13 protein-coding genes and 2 tRNA genes are annotated in these 16489 nt (G+C 46.2%); 7 read left to right on the top strand and 8 right to left on the bottom strand.

The genetic code is table 11. The features are described 5' to 3' along the window. Positions 1-292: 292 nt before the first annotated feature. The 3 genes from ACO6V1_RS01025 to ACO6V1_RS01015 all read left to right on the top strand — a co-directional run bounded on the left by ACO6V1_RS01025 (position 293) and on the right by ACO6V1_RS01015 (position 2086). Positions 293-1657, top strand: coding sequence for a class II 3-deoxy-7-phosphoheptulonate synthase (locus ACO6V1_RS01025; RefSeq protein ID WP_422465445.1), 1365 nt, complete (start codon positions 293-295; stop codon positions 1655-1657). A gap of 180 nt (positions 1658-1837) precedes the next feature. Then, positions 1838-1914: transfer RNA gene (locus ACO6V1_RS01020), tRNA-Pro, on the top strand. Between the two features lie 95 nt (positions 1915-2009). Further along, positions 2010-2086: transfer RNA gene (locus tag ACO6V1_RS01015), tRNA-Pro, on the top strand. A 106-nt stretch (positions 2087-2192) separates the two neighbouring features. Here the strand turns inward: ACO6V1_RS01015 and ACO6V1_RS01010 are convergent. Beyond that, positions 2193-3212 (bottom strand): tyrosine-type recombinase/integrase, encoded by a 1020-nt coding sequence (locus ACO6V1_RS01010; protein WP_422449142.1) that lies wholly within the window; start codon positions 3210-3212, stop codon positions 2193-2195. Then, positions 3209-3448 (bottom strand): hypothetical protein, encoded by a 240-nt coding sequence (locus ACO6V1_RS01005; protein ID WP_422449140.1) that lies wholly within the window; start codon positions 3446-3448, stop codon positions 3209-3211. Before ACO6V1_RS01005 ends, ACO6V1_RS01010 begins: the two co-directional genes overlap by 4 nt. Positions 3449-3752: 304 nt before the next feature. Here ACO6V1_RS01005 and ACO6V1_RS01000 point away from each other — a divergent pair, with 304 nt between their 5' ends. The 3 genes from ACO6V1_RS01000 to ACO6V1_RS00990 all read left to right on the top strand — a co-directional run bounded on the left by ACO6V1_RS01000 (position 3753) and on the right by ACO6V1_RS00990 (position 7450). Further along, positions 3753-4643 carry a hypothetical protein gene (locus ACO6V1_RS01000; protein WP_422449138.1) on the top strand — a complete coding sequence of 297 codons (891 nt, stop codon included), beginning with the start codon at positions 3753-3755 and terminating at the stop codon, positions 4641-4643. 217 nt (positions 4644-4860) lie between these two features. Continuing rightward, positions 4861-5436 carry a hypothetical protein gene (locus tag ACO6V1_RS00995; RefSeq protein WP_422449136.1) on the top strand — a complete coding sequence of 192 codons (576 nt, stop codon included), beginning with the start codon at positions 4861-4863 and terminating at the stop codon, positions 5434-5436. Continuing rightward, positions 5426-7450, top strand: a complete 2025-nt coding sequence (locus ACO6V1_RS00990; protein ID WP_422449134.1) for a DNA phosphorothioation-associated putative methyltransferase — start codon at positions 5426-5428, stop codon at positions 7448-7450. The genes ACO6V1_RS00995 and ACO6V1_RS00990 overlap by 11 nt, the downstream gene beginning before the upstream one ends. A gap of 56 nt (positions 7451-7506) precedes the next feature. On the opposite strand, the gene ACO6V1_RS00985 is transcribed toward ACO6V1_RS00990, so the two are convergent. Genes ACO6V1_RS00985 through ACO6V1_RS00975 form a run of 3 tightly spaced genes read right to left on the bottom strand, consistent with a single transcriptional unit; the run spans position 7507 to position 9873 of the window. Then, positions 7507-8286, bottom strand: a complete 780-nt coding sequence (locus ACO6V1_RS00985; protein WP_422449132.1) for a hypothetical protein — start codon at positions 8284-8286, stop codon at positions 7507-7509. Between the two features lie 34 nt (positions 8287-8320). Then, the gene (locus ACO6V1_RS00980; RefSeq protein WP_422449130.1) at positions 8321-8593 is read right to left on the bottom strand and encodes a hypothetical protein; all 273 of its coding nucleotides are present in this window, start codon (positions 8591-8593) and stop codon (positions 8321-8323) included. A 26-nt stretch (positions 8594-8619) separates the two neighbouring features. Continuing rightward, the gene (locus ACO6V1_RS00975) at positions 8620-9873 is read right to left on the bottom strand and encodes a hypothetical protein (RefSeq protein ID WP_422465443.1); all 1254 of its coding nucleotides are present in this window, start codon (positions 9871-9873) and stop codon (positions 8620-8622) included. Positions 9874-10292: 419 nt separating this feature from the next. Here ACO6V1_RS00975 and ACO6V1_RS00970 point away from each other — a divergent pair, with 419 nt between their 5' ends. Then, positions 10293-10598 (top strand): hypothetical protein, encoded by a 306-nt coding sequence (locus ACO6V1_RS00970; RefSeq protein ID WP_422449126.1) that lies wholly within the window; start codon positions 10293-10295, stop codon positions 10596-10598. Positions 10599-10931: 333 nt separating this feature from the next. Here the strand turns inward: ACO6V1_RS00970 and ACO6V1_RS00965 are convergent, their stop codons facing one another. The 3 genes from ACO6V1_RS00965 to ACO6V1_RS00955 are packed head-to-tail and all read right to left on the bottom strand — an operon-like array spanning position 10932 to position 16487. Further along, positions 10932-13190, bottom strand: coding sequence for a DEAD/DEAH box helicase (locus tag ACO6V1_RS00965; RefSeq protein WP_422449124.1), 2259 nt, complete (start codon positions 13188-13190; stop codon positions 10932-10934). Between the two features lie 34 nt (positions 13191-13224). Then, positions 13225-15024 carry a hypothetical protein gene (locus tag ACO6V1_RS00960; protein ID WP_422449122.1) on the bottom strand — a complete coding sequence of 600 codons (1800 nt, stop codon included), beginning with the start codon at positions 15022-15024 and terminating at the stop codon, positions 13225-13227. Beyond that, complete coding sequence (locus tag ACO6V1_RS00955) at positions 15021-16487, bottom strand: hypothetical protein (protein ID WP_422449120.1); 1467 nt, start codon at positions 16485-16487, stop codon at positions 15021-15023. Before ACO6V1_RS00955 ends, ACO6V1_RS00960 begins: the two co-directional genes overlap by 4 nt. Between the last annotated feature and the right edge of the window lie 2 nt (positions 16488-16489).

The raw sequence follows: 16489 nt of genomic DNA, 5'->3' as shown, positions 1-16489 counted from the left end.
TTTCTGCTTTTCAGCTATCCACGATAACCCCCCCGGAGCATCATAATGGTGCCGGGTTTCATGGTAATCATGGCAAGCAGTGAAGAATTCATAGCGATAAGTAAGTATGCGTATTGTTGTTCGGTCAAAACTTATAACAAACCAGATAGGGTTTGTAAAGTCTTAAGTTCGGCTAATCAGCGATAATTCTTGATATATCTTCCATAATTATTCATGGGAAAACCTCTCAGCCTTGATGATGTATTCAGGTAGAATGACTGTTTTTAGCGAGTGTGAAAGAGCTGGTGACTTAATGAATTCATGGACTGTTGATAGCTGGAGACATATGCCGTTGCTCCAGCTGCCGGAATATCCCGACCAGGAAAAATTGAGCCGGGTTGAACAGGAGCTGGCTGCCATGCCACCGCTGGTTTTTGCGGGTGAAGTGAATGAGTTGAGAAACCGTCTGGCAGAAGCGACCGAAGGCAGAGCATTTCTGCTGCAGGGGGGAGACTGTGCAGAAAGCTTCCTGGAGTTCTCGGCTAATAACATCCGTGACACGTTTAAAGTCATGATGCAGATGGCGGTGGTGCTCACCTTTGGTGCTGCCTGCCCGGTGATCAAGGTAGGGCGTTTGGCCGGCCAATTTGCCAAGCCAAGAACTTCTGGCACTGAAACCATCAATGGTGTTGAATTGCCGATCTATCGCGGTGATATCATTAACGGCACCGAGTTTACCCCGGCGGCTCGTAATCCGGACCCCCAGAGAATGCTGCAGGCCTATCACCAGGCTGCTTCCACCCTGAACCTGCTGCGAGCTTTTGCCCAGGGTGGCCTGGCCTCTCTGGAACAGGTGCATGCCTGGAATCTGGACTTTGTTGCAAACAGCCCACAGACTGATCAATACCGCAACATGGCTGACCGAATTGATGAATCGCTGGATTTCATGAGAGCCTGTGGCATCTCAGCAGAGCATTCGTCCACCATCCGAGAAACCGCATTTTATACCTCCCATGAAGCGTTGTTGCTGCCTTACGAACAGGCGCTGACCCGCCGTGATAGCCTGTCCGGTAACTGGTATGACTGCTCAGCCCATATGCTCTGGGTGGGTGACCGAACCCGTCAGGTCGATGGTGGTCATGTTGAGTTTGTCCGTGGTATTCAAAACCCGATTGGTTTGAAAGCAGGCCCAACCCTGCCACCGGATGACCTGATTCGACTGATTGACCGGATCAACCCGGAGAATATTCCCGGCAAATTGAACATCATTGTCCGCATGGGGGCTGACAACCTGGAGAAAGGCCTGCCGCCACTGCTGAAAGCGGTTCAGCGTGAAGGGCGCAATGTGCTCTGGAGCTGTGATCCAATGCACGGGAATACCTACAAGGCCAGCAATGGTTATAAAACCCGCGAAGTATCAAAAATTCTCTCAGAAGTTGAGCAGTTCTTCGCGGCCCATCGCGCCGAGGGAACCTATGCCGGTGGCGTTCACTTTGAAATGACCGGTCAGAATGTGACGGAGTGTGTCGGTGGTGCCAATGCCGTGACGGAAGATCATCTGGGCAATCGTTATCATACCCACTGTGATCCTCGCCTGAATGCCGATCAGGCGCTGGAGCTGGCATTTCTGATTGCTGATACCTTGAAAAAGTGCCGTAAATTGAGAGATAGTGCATAGCTGAGGCTCAATCACGAAAGACCGCATTAGCATCATCCGGTGATATTACGACATTAGCTCTGGATGCCACTGTTAATGCGGCTAACATATTCCGTTTAACCAGCAAGTTTAAAAAATAGACATGGTTTACTGATAGCTGTTGACTTATCGTTCAAAAACAATATGATAGGTTTCATCTGACGGGGTATAGCGCAGTCTGGTAGCGCGCCTGCTTTGGGAGCAGGATGTCGGGAGTTCGAATCTCTCTACCCCGACCATATTTCCTTTCCTTACTTCTCTTCTTAAAGCTTCATTGAATTCTTCTCTGCTGCCATTGACAGTTTCGTCTGCATGTCTAGAATAGCTCTGGCTTCGGCGTGTAGCGCAGCCTGGTAGCGCATTTCGTTCGGGACGAAAGGGTCGGAGGTTCGAATCCTCTCACGCCGACCAGTGAAACCAAGGGCTTACAGCACTTAAATATAAAAATATGTTTATGCGAGGCGGGTTTGAGAACAAAAATGAGAACAAAACAAGTGTTTTACTGGGCCAGTGTAGCTTATTTCGACCCTTTGATTTTCGGTGCTTTGCGGATATAAACTTTTCTTCCTTCCTCGGTCTTGTGACCAGAAAACTGTCCTTCGTGATCTGAAACTCCTTTGGCTTTCATGTCGTGAAAAGTAAAACGTTCTTCAGGTGTGATTTTGCCAGCTGCAACGCGACGACGCATGCAGTCTTTAAAGCGACCGGCAAATTTTTGCGGCTCAATGGGTGAACCGTCAGGCTCATGAAAAAGATACTGACTGTTTTTATTAGTGCAGATGGATTTCACCATGGCTACGGCCGTTCGGAGTCTGCGATTCCAGAGTGTGATTTCTGAGATACTGCCTTTTGCTCTTTTGAGGTATACACCTTCTTTAAGCAGGTCGTCATAAGTCAGGGCAAAAATTTCTATTTCCCTTGCCCGACACTGATAGGCTATTTCCATGGCTGCTCTATAAAGAGGCTTCATAGTGCGACGAACTTTTCTGTAGAGCTCGTCTGTAATGTAGAAAGTCCTGGGCTCTTCCTCAAAATTTGGAACTTCTTTAGCGGGATTTTGCCGGGGGGCATCTTCGTACTCCAATACTCCCCATGACCAGGCCGCACTTATAAATGTTTTGATCTGATTGCGGGTCGGATTGCCTTTGAAGGTTTTCAAAAGGCGTAACAGCATGGCTGGAGTTATATTGTTCAGGAGAATATCACCAAACCGGGCGCCATTGTTTGGCCCTCGTCTGTCAATAATTTTTGGGTAGTAAACTTCTTTCCGATTGTGGCGGGTCGATTTGCCCAGTTTTTTGAATTTTTCGCTATCCATATAGGCAGAGAGTAACCATTCAATCGTTTTGGCGCGGGCCTCTTTAATCTGATTCAGTAGCTGATAAATCTTACCCTCAGGCATATCTGGGGAGCCAAGAATAAGACGTTTGCCTCTTTTTGGCTTACCGTTAATGCAACCCAAGTACGGCCAATATACCAATTTGTTGCGATAGACATAGACGTCTGTTGGGTAGCGCCTTTTTTTAGTGCTACTCATCCCCAAGCCTGCCCGTTCTGGTTGTTATTATGCAGGCAATGGTTGATTGCGTTCAGGGTTGTGCAAATGCTCCCCCCACGGCCACGGAAATAGACAATATTGTTGATCTGCAAAAAGTTCAGCAGATCTGCCTGACGTTTAAATTTGCTCCAGAGCATAAGCTGCTCTTCGGTGATGAGTTCACTTGAAGGCAGGTTGGGGCTGTTACCCGTTACAGCTACTGCTGTGTCACTCATATGAACCTCCATGTTCATGTTTTATAGAAATAGGAGGCGCAAAAACAGAATCTAGTCTCTTCCAGAGTCTTTTGATAACATCCTTCAGAGGCTTACTGTTTGCATCTTTATTGGTGCGCCTCAGCCCTTGGAACTGGTGGTTTCTCGGGGCGTCTGAGAGTTTGTTGGTTTAGTCCTGTGTAAACAAACCTGAAAAAATCCCTTGCCATTGGTTTTTCCGATTTTAAGGGTTTTATTGCTTCCTTGGTCTCTATTATCCCTTTTTTTTAGGGTTATGTCAAGTATTTGAGGGGAATTCTGTCTTGTGAGCGACTATTATCCTACGTATAGGAGGTTTCCTGACTTCTTCAGCTTCAAGTCACGTCTTGAGTACGTCCTTGGTGGCCGTAGACTTTATCCTTGGGCATCGGCCATTGGTGTTTCAAAGGGCGCAGCAGAGAAAATGCAAAAGGATGTTGTTCCCGGGTCAGAGATACTGCGTGTCGTTCATCTCCGCGAAGGTGTAGAGCTGACTTGGCTGGTTACTGGAAGTGGAAGACCTTTTTGTATAAATACAGCGTTGGATACTGATGACCTGAACAAAATGGTCAATTTAAATTTGCTGAAAAATTTGAACAAAAGCATTGTTCATCTTTGTCATGATGGACTACAGATAGTTGTGGCAGTGGGAACTCGCAGTAGTTATATCTATAAAGAGAACACAATAAAGTACAGGCGCTGGGAGATGTATTCCGGTCGTTTTTCCCGGAAGTTGGCTGAAACATTAATTTATCATTTTTCCAGTGATGAGGCGGATAGCAAAGAAAATGGTTGGTTTTGCTCACATATTCCAAGCGATAAGCTAACAAGTATTATCAGGGGTGAGCAAGGTGCGTTACACCTCTTCGGTGATAATGATAAACTTAAGCCTTCACTTCAAATTCAGCCGATTGATGATATGGAGCTGATGCTGGGTTCGTTGCTCAGCCAGCTGTCTGAGCAGCGTTCCTCATCAAACGAAAAAAACATCTATGGTGACTTATTGAAGCAAGTGATGATTTGTGTGGATGATTATTGTCGAGAAGACTCAATTCATTTGGATATTGATCAGCAAGCAAAAATTTACACATCAATCTATAACCACTGCCAGCGTACCGGTGAATCCCCGTATTCGGTGGGTTTAAACCTTCTGCCAACACTTTTGGATATTGTGTAGATGCATAACTCCAGACCTGATCTGACAGTGATCGAAATTTCAAAATGGATCTTGTCATCAAGCAAAAAGAATATAAGGCTTAGTACGTGACGTTCTGGAATGAATGCTTGGTTTTGCTTGCCCAAATGACAAATATTGCAGTTGACAATTTGTAGAGGCATATTCTGAATAGTCATTACGCAACGCAGTCATCTGTAATCTTCTTAAGAGGTGAGCGGTGAAGCTTGATGATAAATGCAGTAAGCATTTTATTTATCGCTCGCTCATTGAGTGCGGTGAAACCTGTCAGTCTTTGGGTATTTCCAATCTGCCGTTAGATAGTGCCAGTTGGGATGCACTTGCCGCATTGGCGCGAGAGTTATTGGATCCAGTCGTCGAACGCTTTGGTGAAATCACGCTCACCTATGGTTTCTGTTCTCCTGAGTTGGCTATAGTAAGAAAACGATTGGCAAGCGCCAATCATCAAATAGCCGCTATTTACCCGAGTCTTGATCAACATGCCTGCTATGAACTCAATCAAAAAAAGGAAAGGGTTTGTACTCGCGGTGGCGCTGCCTGTGATTTTCTTGTTCCGGATATCTCATCTCTGGAGATAAGTTTGTGGATTGCAGAACACCTGCCATTTGATCGCCTCTATTTTTATGCCCCAGACAGGCCCATACACTTGAGCTATAACAGCAGTGGAGGTTGCCAGCAGGTTTCAGTGATGCAGCCCAGGAAGGCGGGGCGTGGTTATGTTCCCGCTACAATGACTGCAACGAGGTTTCTGGAGCGCTTTGGTAATGAATCATGAGCAATGGTTGTCATCAATTCAGGAGCTGAGTGTTGGTAAGGTTTTACCAAAGGCAGTCTATATTCACTATGACGCATTGGCCGAGGCATCGCCAGCACTTGCAACATTCATTAGCCGTCAAGCGTCACTGGTTGGCCTTAATGAAGATGACTGGAATATTGTTCGTCTCCACAAGGATGCTTTTAAAGTCACTCTGCTTAGCTACCCTGCATTTATTGATGATGCCTACCCCTGCTTGCATAAAAGTACCGGTATCAATCTGGCCGGAGATCAAATAAAAAGCACCGATTTCTCCAGATCCCTCAATCCGCCGATTTTGCACAGAAAAGAGAACATGGTGCTAACTTCCCACCCGGACTATGAGGATTTCTGTGAGATCACGCGCGAGGGAGAAGAGGCTGGATTGTATGAAAACACCAGAATAATCGGTTTCAAACAGGGCTGGGAGACATTAATTCGGGAGAAGGGTTATGCATTAGTCGATGGTCGTTTGTTTCGCCAAGCATCAGTCGATGCTAGTGAGAGTCCCCCCCATAAGGTTGATCGTCACAAAACAGCGTTGAGTCGGGATGCATTCTCTGCTCCGATGAAAATGCTGGCCAGGCACGGCTTTTTAAACGGTGAGTATTCTGTTTTTGACTATGGGTGTGGCCATGGTGATGATCTCACTGAACTATCGGCCCACGGGATAACATGCTCTGGCTGGGATCCTAACTGGCGGCCTGATGGTACCAGGAAAGCGGGAGACTTGGTTAATCTGGGTTATGTTATCAATGTCATTGAAAATTTGCAGGAGCGGGTAGAGGCTGTTCAGGGAGCATGGCAGTTAACGAAAAAATTACTGGTTGCTTCGGCAATGATTGCCAGTGAAAGGCATATCAATAAATTCAAACCATTTAAAGACGGTGTACTCACTTCCCGCAACACCTTTCAAAAATATTACAGCCAGAATGAACTCCAGATCTTCCTTGAGCAAATTCTGGATGAAGAACCTATTGCTGTAGCTCCCGGAATCTTCTTTATATTTAAGGATAAAGATGAAGAGCAGTTATATCTGTCAAACAGGCAGCGACGCCAGAGCCGTTGGAAGCAGCTGGTACATAAAAGTGTTCGTATCCCTAAGAGACAACAGCTTCTTGAGGCGAACAGGACGTTATTTGAGAGCTTTTGGCAGTGTACTCTTGAGCTGGGTCGCTTGCCTGTTGCCGAGGAGTTTGCAGAAAGTGAACAGCTGGTAGCCGTGATCGGTTCCCCGAAAAAGGCGTTTAAGTTTCTTAGGGAGGAATTTAATACCGACGAGTTGCTGCAAGCTGAAAGAGAGCGTAAAGAGGATCTGAGAGTTTATTTTGCTTTGCAACAGTTCAATAAAAAACGGGTATACAGGCATATGCCTGATCAGTTGAAGAGAGATATCAAGGCTTTCTTTGGGGATTATAAGCGTGCGCAGGAAGAATCCAGAGAATTACTCTTTTCTATCGCACAACCGGAGCTGATTTATAATGCCTGTATTCTGGCGCATCAAGAGTTACCCGCCTCGCTTTATGAAGAGAACCACTCACTGACATTACACAGTAAATTTATTAATCATTTGCCGTCTGTTTTACGAGTCTATGTTGGCTGTGCTGCCCAGCTGTTTGCTGACACGGATGGGGTCGATCTGGTAAAGATTCATATCCGCTCCGGAAAACTCTCCCTGATGGTTTACGAAGGCTTTGACTCTCAGCCATTACCAATGCTAATGGAGCGTATCAAAATAAATTTGCGATCTCGACATGTGGACTTTTTTGACTACGGGTACAGTGAGTATGAACCTCAGCCATTGTATTGGAAGTCTTATCTTATCGATGAATCCTTTACCGATTACAGTAGGCAGAAAAGTTTTGATCAGCGGTTGGCCCGCCTTAATTTACCGGGTATGGATGGTTATGGACTCTCCACAGATGACCTACGAGAAGTTTTGCTCCATGGGTTTGGTTTGAAGGTGCAAGGATATCGTTTCTTTAAAGTCTCGTAATTTATAGCCGATTGAGAGCTGCACTCCTGATTCACTCAGAAGTGCAGGGCAGCTTTCTACAGCAACTGTAACCCCGATATAGTGCGCAAAATTTGCGCTTTGCTTGTATCAATAATGTCGGGATTGGTTTTAATGGACAGGAGGTGTTTTTCTTTCTCTCCAAGGAAGTATGAAATTCGCTCTGCATTAGCCCCTGAGGGATGTGGCATGCCTGATAGTAGCTGTTGTTCTCTTAAAACTTCCCGTTTTACCAGGTACCGCAGCACTTCTTCGACCTTTGAACCCAGTGGAATAAACAGAGTTTCAGGGCTAAGCTGCTGCACTTCGTTAGCAAGGCAGTCGTCGACCATTTGCTTCAATATTGGTGTCTTCAGCATGCTTGGGGTGCCGCTGTAATTTTTACCATTAACGAATATCGGATAGCGCAGTGCTGAGGTGTAATGGACCAGATCTTTTCGAGAGCCGAAAAGATCTGCAGCGCTTTGGATTCCCAGTTTTTCAGGTAATCCAATGTTATCAAGCATGCGGATCAGGTTGGCTCTCATTGGGCCGCCAAAACTAGCCGTCTCTTTAGCGGCAAGCTTTGCATTCGTCAGTGAGTGACCGTTATTAAGTTTTGCCTTGGCTTCTTCCAGAGCCAGTACAGCTTGTTGCATTCCGGGGGTGATACCACAGATAACAACCTTCGCCTGTTTGTTGATGTAATCAAAAGGCGCGTAATAGCTGCTTAATTTACCGGTATCAAACAATTTCAGGCTTTCTGGAAGGGTCCCTTTTTTTTCGATATTGATATTTTTTAACGTGTTAGAAAACTGTTCAAAATTGATATCGTACATATATCTTTCCTGATTTTAATTTATTGCTGATCAGTTAATAAGTGGTTTTCAATGGTCTTGTTTTATGTCCAGCTGTAATGACGTAATCATGTACGCCTCTGACACAATAGGTATTGCTTGCCTTGCTGAGTATTTTTAACAGTTTTTTGGTTTTTTTAATCAACCTGTCCAGCTCTTTATGAGGGATTTGTTGTATGTATGTTCCCCCATGTTGGTGGCCTTCCATAGCCACCATATCCATAATATCCAGCAACTCTGCCCTGATAGCCCGCTGTTGCATTCTTTTTTGAGCGTGAGTGGTTATCATGGTTCTCCCTACCATTGACTCCGGGTTTACGATTTGAGTGCTTTCAAGACATCCTGCAAATCGCCATAAGTATGGATTTCAACTTTATAGAGATCTTCATAGGCCAGTTCTTGGTACTTCTTTAAACCACTGTGTCGCCCATACTTGCCAGACTGATCCAAGTCTTTTTTCAAATACCGTTTTTTGGGTAAAGACAGGTGTTCACCGGCTATTACCGGAAGCCAGAAATACTGGGTTTTCAGATTATGTTCATGGGTGAACGTATATTTCCCTGATGTATAACCATTCATTTTTGCATTTTGTTTCCCTTGCTGAAGGGCGTGACTTTCAATCCAGTCACACTCTTGAATAGTTTTTGTTATCAGCTCTGCTGTGGCGGGCAATTCAGCACTCACGGGCTCTTTTTTGCGCAACTTTTCGAACTCCTCGTCCTCTGGTAGCTCAGTTAAAAGGCAACGAGACAATTGATTGATTAGCCAGTCCGGTTTTATGTCCAGTAACAACGCCAGATTGAGTGCATTTTGAGACGAGAACCAGGCAAGCAGCGTGTCTTCATCTGGACTTTTCCAAAACAGGTCAAATGCTGTCTGACGATTTGTTGTAATCGTTTCCCGGAGCTGGTCAAAAGTAACCAGAGGGCTGCTATGAGGATTGGCAAACGCTTGCAGCCATAATTTGAACTGAAGACCTGTTGATGGGTCTTCCCGACAAGGATCGCCCCGACGAAACTGAGTGGCCTTAAACGTCCCCATCGCTTTTTGCCAGTGAATGACATCATCAACTCTATAGAGGTTATCTTTAAACGGTTTGAGCCGTGCCCTACCCTCGGCATACATAGCGTTACGAATGGTGTCTTCTTTCTTATTTTCCAGTAATGCTACCTGGCGACGGTTTAACACACCTTCACTGGCATGGGGAAGAAACTTCCAATGAACATTAACTTCTATATCCCCTGCCGCTTCATCAATAACCAGACGCGCATGGATCAATTCATACAGGCTTTGTAATTTGAGAAATTTATCCTTGCTATGTGTATAGGTATAACAGCACTGTAGGTAGAGGGGCACTTCCATCTCGCACATATCGATAAACAGGGGAATCTTTTCATCCATATCCCCTCCCAGCCACACTGCATCAGTCGCATACGCATAAAGGTCATTTATAAGGCAGTGGTCTGACTCTTCGTACAGAAGCTGTTTCATCTTCTGCACATTTTCATGATTGGTGTTTAGCCACATCTGATCCAGCAATAGATCATTGAGCTCACGGGTGATATCCATAGCCTCATCACGGCCAATTAATGTAGGCATAGCTTAACTCTCTGAATTATATTTCGCCATAATGCATGCATATTGTCGTGCCATAATGCAAAAAAGTAAAGCGCATTTTTAATGCATCGTTTCTGTGAGTAAGGTTGCGAATAAATTTCACTCTATTCAAACGGCTCAAGCATGCCGATAGATCATTTTTCGAATATAAAATGAGATGAAGTATGAACAGTAGCTACTCCGAACTTTCTGCGCAGGAAGTCAGCAGGCTGCAACGTATTAGCCAGATAAATCTATTGATGAACTGAGAGTACTCCACAATGTTATGAAAAAACTCGAGGTTCCATCATCAAGGAATATGGCTGCCACTATCCTTGATGCAGTGGGGAATGAGCTTGAACACCGTAATATTCCGGGAATGATTGCGACCTTTGAAAAACGCAACCCCGGTGGCCTTTTATGGGGACTGTCAGGCTGAAGAAGAACGTAACCATAAGGTTCATGCTTGTGAGCAATTTCAGGCATTGTTAGGAAGGTCTGGGTATGAGCAATTGCTCAGCTCTGGAGAGTATACGGAGCTGTTCCATCGAATAGCCCAGTTAGTAGGTCTGACCAATTTTATTCAAGGCAATTTTGAGAAGCCTGTCTTTCTGGACACTATAAAAGAAAACTCACCTGTATTTTCGCTTGAGTTGTACCATTTTTTATGGGGGGAAATGCCTGTCACAGCGCTTTGATCATTTTGTATCAATTCTTAAAACACAGAACATAAGAAAATGGTCATATACGACATATCTTCTGTTTCTATCTGACCCTGAAAACCAGATGTTTGTTTAGCCAGAGATGATAAAAAAATGTCTTGATATATCAGGTTACCCAGTCCGTTATGATGCAACTCCTTCTTATGAGCTTTACGAAAAAATTCTGGATTTCAGTCAATGGCTCAAAAGCAAAATAAGCCCGCTGAGACCACGAGATATGATAGATGTTCATTCATTTATGTGGCATATGGCGCCAACGGGAAAGTATAGCGAAGAATAAATACCCAACTGGAGAGGCCGGAAGCAGGCTTACTCAAGTAAAAACTTTCGTTCTTCTCCAGTTCTCAAGTCTATAAGTATCACTTGTTGGTTGTTATACGCCTTAAAAATTCCGGAAACACCTCGAAATTGAACGGCCTTACCGATCCATGTAGCGGAGTTAGTCTTTATCTGTTGCTCGCTCAGCCCAGCTACCGATTGATACTGTTGGCGTTCTTTAGAAAGAAAGCGAATTTTCCTGAACGTATCTTCGGCACAGTCACCCTCAGAAAGTGTTAGCACCAGTCTCGCTTTTGCCCGACTGAGGGCAACGTTAATCAGTGATTTCTGGAATTGAAAGAAGTTATGCCGCCCATCAACCGGATCAAAAAGAACTGTGTCGTATTCAGCCCCTTGGGAACGGTGAATCGTACTGACATTCACTGTGCCCAAATTCTCTTTCTTCAGAACATTTTTGATCAAGGCCCGCTGGGCTCTGAAAGGCGTTAGCACAACACAGTTCTTTCGCTCTTCAGGCAATAAGGATTTCAAATAGTCACACAGAGTCAAGGCTGACTCGTGACGAATCGGGCCGTTGTACTTTTGTGACCATTTAAAGTCTTGAGATACCTCAAGAATGGTGACAGGGGATTCACCGGCAACCTTGTCCCGTGCCGCTTGCCACTCACGGTTAGCTTTGGCGTCATCGGCAACTCGCAGTACGCCGTCATAAAATATTTGGGAGATCAGCTGGCTGATGGGCTCGGCCATTCGCGACTGCTCATCCAACAGGCAGCAGCATTCTGCACTTTTCCGATAATACTTAAACATGGATTGGCCAAGCCACTCTCTGGCCAGTTGCGCCTTGGAAATACAGATAGGAGACAGCTGTTTGTAGTCTCCGGCAAAAAGACAATGTTTGCCTAATGGCATCAGGGCCAGTGCGTAAGGAATCCCGACTTGGCTGGCTTCGTCAAAAACGATCAAGTCGTATTCTATCTGCTGAAGCTCTTCAAAAGTAAACGCGGCACGGGTAGTGGTTTGAGCCGCCAGCTGGTTATTTTTCAGCAACAGCAATGAGTGTGCCTTAATCTTTTTTCTTAATGCATCCCGGGCTTGTCGCCAGAAAGCATAATCTTTAACGTTTTCCTTTGGTGGTTCTTCCAGTTCCAGCTGCCTGAGTTCATCCAGAAGTTTCTTGTCAGCAGCGGGTATCAGATGCTCCCTGTTTTTAAAATGTCCGGCCCTGAAATTGTTACCCAGGCGAATTGTACGATTTCGTGCAATATTGGCAGCGGCAGCATAAGGCGATTTTTCGGAGGTTAGCTGAGCCAAAGCGTTATCAACGGAAACCAGGGCAAGGTCAACAGCTGTATTGGTGGAGCTGAGCAGCAGAACCTTTTTCTCCGGGTGCTGAACCATAAAGCTGGCCAGCAGTGCACCCAGAGTATAGGTCTTACCGGAACCGGGCGGTCCCCATAAAAAGGAAATGGGCCAGCCGAGCTGCTGGAATATTGCTTTCTGCCCTTTTCGTAATAAAGGAAAGGCAGCAGGGGAAACATCGATAGTTTCTGACTTTGCTTCTGGTGTACGGGCCTGTTTCAGCCAAAGGATACAACGTTCTGCCCAGCTGCTTTTCCAGATATCAATAATGGCATCGATATATCTGGGGAGATAAATAAAGATCGCTTCCTCTTTTTCTGGTGGTGGGGCGGTACAGAAACGAAGGTGGATTTGTTGCTCCTCCGGAAGTACTGCCAGGATATCGGCCTGGCCATTGGCGCCACCTTTCACTGGCCACCAGACTTTCGCGCCTTCAAGGCTCTCATCGATAGTTGTGTTGATAGAGTCATTGGGCTTGATGGTTAATACCCAGAATACATCCACTTTCTCCCGCTTCAGAATCTGGAAACGAATCTTTTTGGGGATGGCTTCTGCCTCTAATCTTAGAGCCTCACGAATGCCAGCAACGGTTGGCAGTGCTGCTGACGGAGTGGAATTACCTTCACTGGCCGTAACATTCTGCCGCTGTTGGTGTTTTACTTGCCGCTCCTTGCGTAGCTTTTCCCTCAGACTAATATCTGACCCGAACTCTCTTGTTGTTGGTGCTGTAGCGTCTTTCACTTCAGGGATGTTTCTAACATCTGAGGGTTCTTCAGCCAGTCCCCATAAACCGCTGGCAAGTACAAAATCATCAGAATTACTTAGAAACAAGGCCAGCTGTTTACGCTTCAAACCCGTGGCAAGGGCCAGGTCCTTAAGATCCTTTGGTCCTGCCTGTAATGCCTTTTTAATAATACTTGCATCCATGAGCGTAGAGATCCGTCAGCAATGTGTTCAGTGGTTACCGGGCGATGGAAACTTCCAGGTTTGCGGCAGTACGGGACAGGCGTGAGCCGCTGTACTGTTTCTGTGTAGCCTGACGATTGATGACATTCTTGCGAGCGCCACCGATAGATACAGCCAACTGGTTATACTCCTGGGCCAGAAGGTCGCTTTCGTCTTCTATCCATTGCGGAACATGGGGGGTAGGCGAAGATCTGTTCAGCGAAATACCGTGAATATAAACCTGTCCTCTGGTTAACTCCTGCAGCATAGGCATATTGGCCCCACCTCCGGTAATAGTGACGCTGATGGATCCTTGCTGGCTATCCGTCAGCCAGGATGGATCAATCGAATCGAGAACGCGCATAAAGGTATCTTGCAGGTCCTTGGCAAAAGCACGGATTTCTGGCAGGTTGATAAAGCTCTCAAGAGAAATATCACCGGCGGAGCCATCAAAAAGATAATATTCCAGCGTTTTCTCTTTGAAGAGCCGCTCCTTCATGCTACGGATTTTCAGCTTCATGTCATGAACAATCGCTTTATAGTCCGGATGGCTGACGGTAATGCTGGCCTGCTTGAGTAGGGTGGACATCAAAACCTGGTCGACATAATCTCCCGCCTTATTAAGGCTAATGGCAGAACCGTCCACTTCTATTGCCTGATAACGCTGTTGTTTAGCATCTACATTCATTTGGAACAGCGTAAAGTCGGTAGTGCCCGCACCCACATCAATCACAACCATCAGGGCTTTACTGGTAACGGAAGAGTCTGGACTTATCCGACTGGAGATAACGGCCAGCGGTTCGGTAACAGAGCCATCAACCAGAAAACGTGGTAATTGAGGCAGTTTCAGAATTTGTTGCCAGGCGGAAGTCGCTTTATTGACAGGAATACCTTCATACCACTCGTCACTAAAGGTATCGCCGAGAATCTGTGCGCGAGCCAGATAGGTGGCAAGCTCTTTTTCAACCCAGGCCTTACGGCTATCAGGGAAGCAAGGCATGGCATAACGGCGCAAGGTGTAAGGGAGCAGGTCGTATTCCGCCATCGCCGTTTGATCGATCAGGTCAGTAACATAGGCTAAATAAAATGAGATCAGTGCACCAACGGAGAAACTGACGCCAGCAGGGCAGAATGGTTCAGCAATAACTGTATCCAGGCACTCCTCTTCCGGATGGCTCATCATATAAGATTTCAGGGAGTCAAAACGGGCATGTGCAGCCGTACCTCTCTCTTCCAGACTGCGGTCAATGGCTTTCTGGCCAAAGTAAATGCGGTCGTCCAATCCTATGTAAACAGAAGAAACGACAGGGAACATATAATTTTCCTGCCCGGCTTCTTTACCCAGGGGTAATGGTTGAACCTCTTCATAACCATCATCCCTGGTGACCATACAGGCTTTGGAAAGTGCAGTACCAAAGTCGATGCACAGGTAGGTTGTGCCATTGTCGGCAGTATCAATAAGCGTGCTTTGCAGTTCCAGCTTTACTGAGTTGTCACCGTCTTCTTGTAGGACGATTGCTTCTTCAGGCTTTTCTTCCGGAGCAATGGTGCTTTCAACCTCAGAGTCTTCACCAAAATTGAAGTCAAAGTGGTATTCTTCAATTGCGCTTTGCTGATGTTCATGCTCAATAGTGGCTGGCTGATGTGGTGACTCTTGTGGCGTGGAACCGTTTTCAAATTGTTCAAGGCTGCCTTGCAAGGCAGCATACTCGGCATTGGTGATAATGCCGGGCAATCGCTTCTGGCCGGTAACACCATCAATCTCAATACGGGCGATCAAATTGCTGATTAACAGCTGCCAATCCTGATGGCTCATAAGTCTTCTCCTGATTCCATCGCTTCAACCAGTGCCTTGCGCACAATGGCAGTTTTCTGTCCATCCTTTCGTTCAACGGCAGGACGCAGGACCCGTACTTTTCGAGTGCCGGCTTTATGACCGCCAGTAACCTCATGCTCCGCTGCCTGATACTCCAGAACATCATTGATCTGACCTTTTGCCTTGAGATTCCGGGTTGTCACCAGTTGGCGCACAGTCATCAAGATCTCTTTATTAGCATTCAGCAGGTATTTAACCTGACCCGCAGCCCCGGGATTGAACATTTGCAAGGTAGGCAGGGCATCGTCTGAAAACACTTTCAAACGGGGTGAAAGCAGACCCGCCTGTAGTAATAAATCAGCCGTCAGGTTATCGGTCTGCTGTTCAATACTTCGGTTTTTCAGGTCTTCTGTTTTGCTATTCTGAGCTTTTACCACGCCGGCCCTGGTCAGCCACTCGTGGAGATCAGAAGGGATATCCGGGTGCTGTTCAACCACACGGCTTAACGATTTCTGGGCATTATCGCGGTTACCCTGAATCTGAATAAAACAATCCATCATATCCCGATCAGCACGGCCAAAGCGGGCCAGCAGAATTAACGCTTCTTCTATATCGTTATTCAGCAGCCTGGCCGCGTTGGACTCGCTGCAATAACTTAACCAGTCTTCGGCTTTAAACCAGCTTTTTATCTTGGTCAGTGAGGCATAGCTGGTGGCTTCAACCACCACAGAAAAGTGTGATCGCAGATACGTTTGCAGCAGGGAAATAGCCGCATCCGCAGCAGGCCAGCGATCGGTCGTCTGGCTGGCTGTCAGATGACTGAATGTTTTGCCAATAAATCGGGAGAGTGTTACACCGGCAGCATTCCCGGCTGGCAGTGAACGCTGTTTTAGAATGTCATCAACACAGTTAAACAGTCGTCGAAACCGGTTGCTGAGTGAAGACTCCGAAAGCAGCCTGGTGCTACCATCCTTCTGGCACTCTTCAATGAACGCCTGGCAGCCCTGATACAGTGTTGCAAATGCTGCTTTCAGGTTATTGGAGTAATTGAAAATCAGCCCAACCAGCTCTGTTCTGACACGCTCTCCGGTCTCTTCACGGATCGCTTCATAGGCGGCAAAGGGTAGAAATTCCTCCGGTTCAAACCACTCCAGTGATTTGGCGACATAGAAACGCTGATCTGCATCACTCAGTGTGGAAAGAGACCCTTCTAATGGAATTTGCAGTTTCTGCAGCATTTTCCCGATGATAGGGCTGACAGACTTGGTAACACTGGCAACCTTGGCAAGACTGCTGAGGGTTATCAATCGGTCGGTGGATGACGTTTGCTTTTGAAAATCCAGCAGCAAACCATGAATAATGCTCTGCAGTGTATTTTTATCCAGCGGCTTGTCGCTGCGCTCACGAATCATATCCGTGAGAATCTGCGCTTTTTCTTCCGGTGAGTGCCCAGTGTTGAACATTA

Source organism: Endozoicomonas sp. ALC013 (assembly GCF_049310205.1).
Lineage (GTDB): Bacteria > Pseudomonadota > Gammaproteobacteria > Pseudomonadales > Endozoicomonadaceae > Endozoicomonas.
The sequence above is the reverse complement of the archived record's forward strand: the minus strand, read 5'-3'. Positions and strand labels throughout refer to the sequence as shown.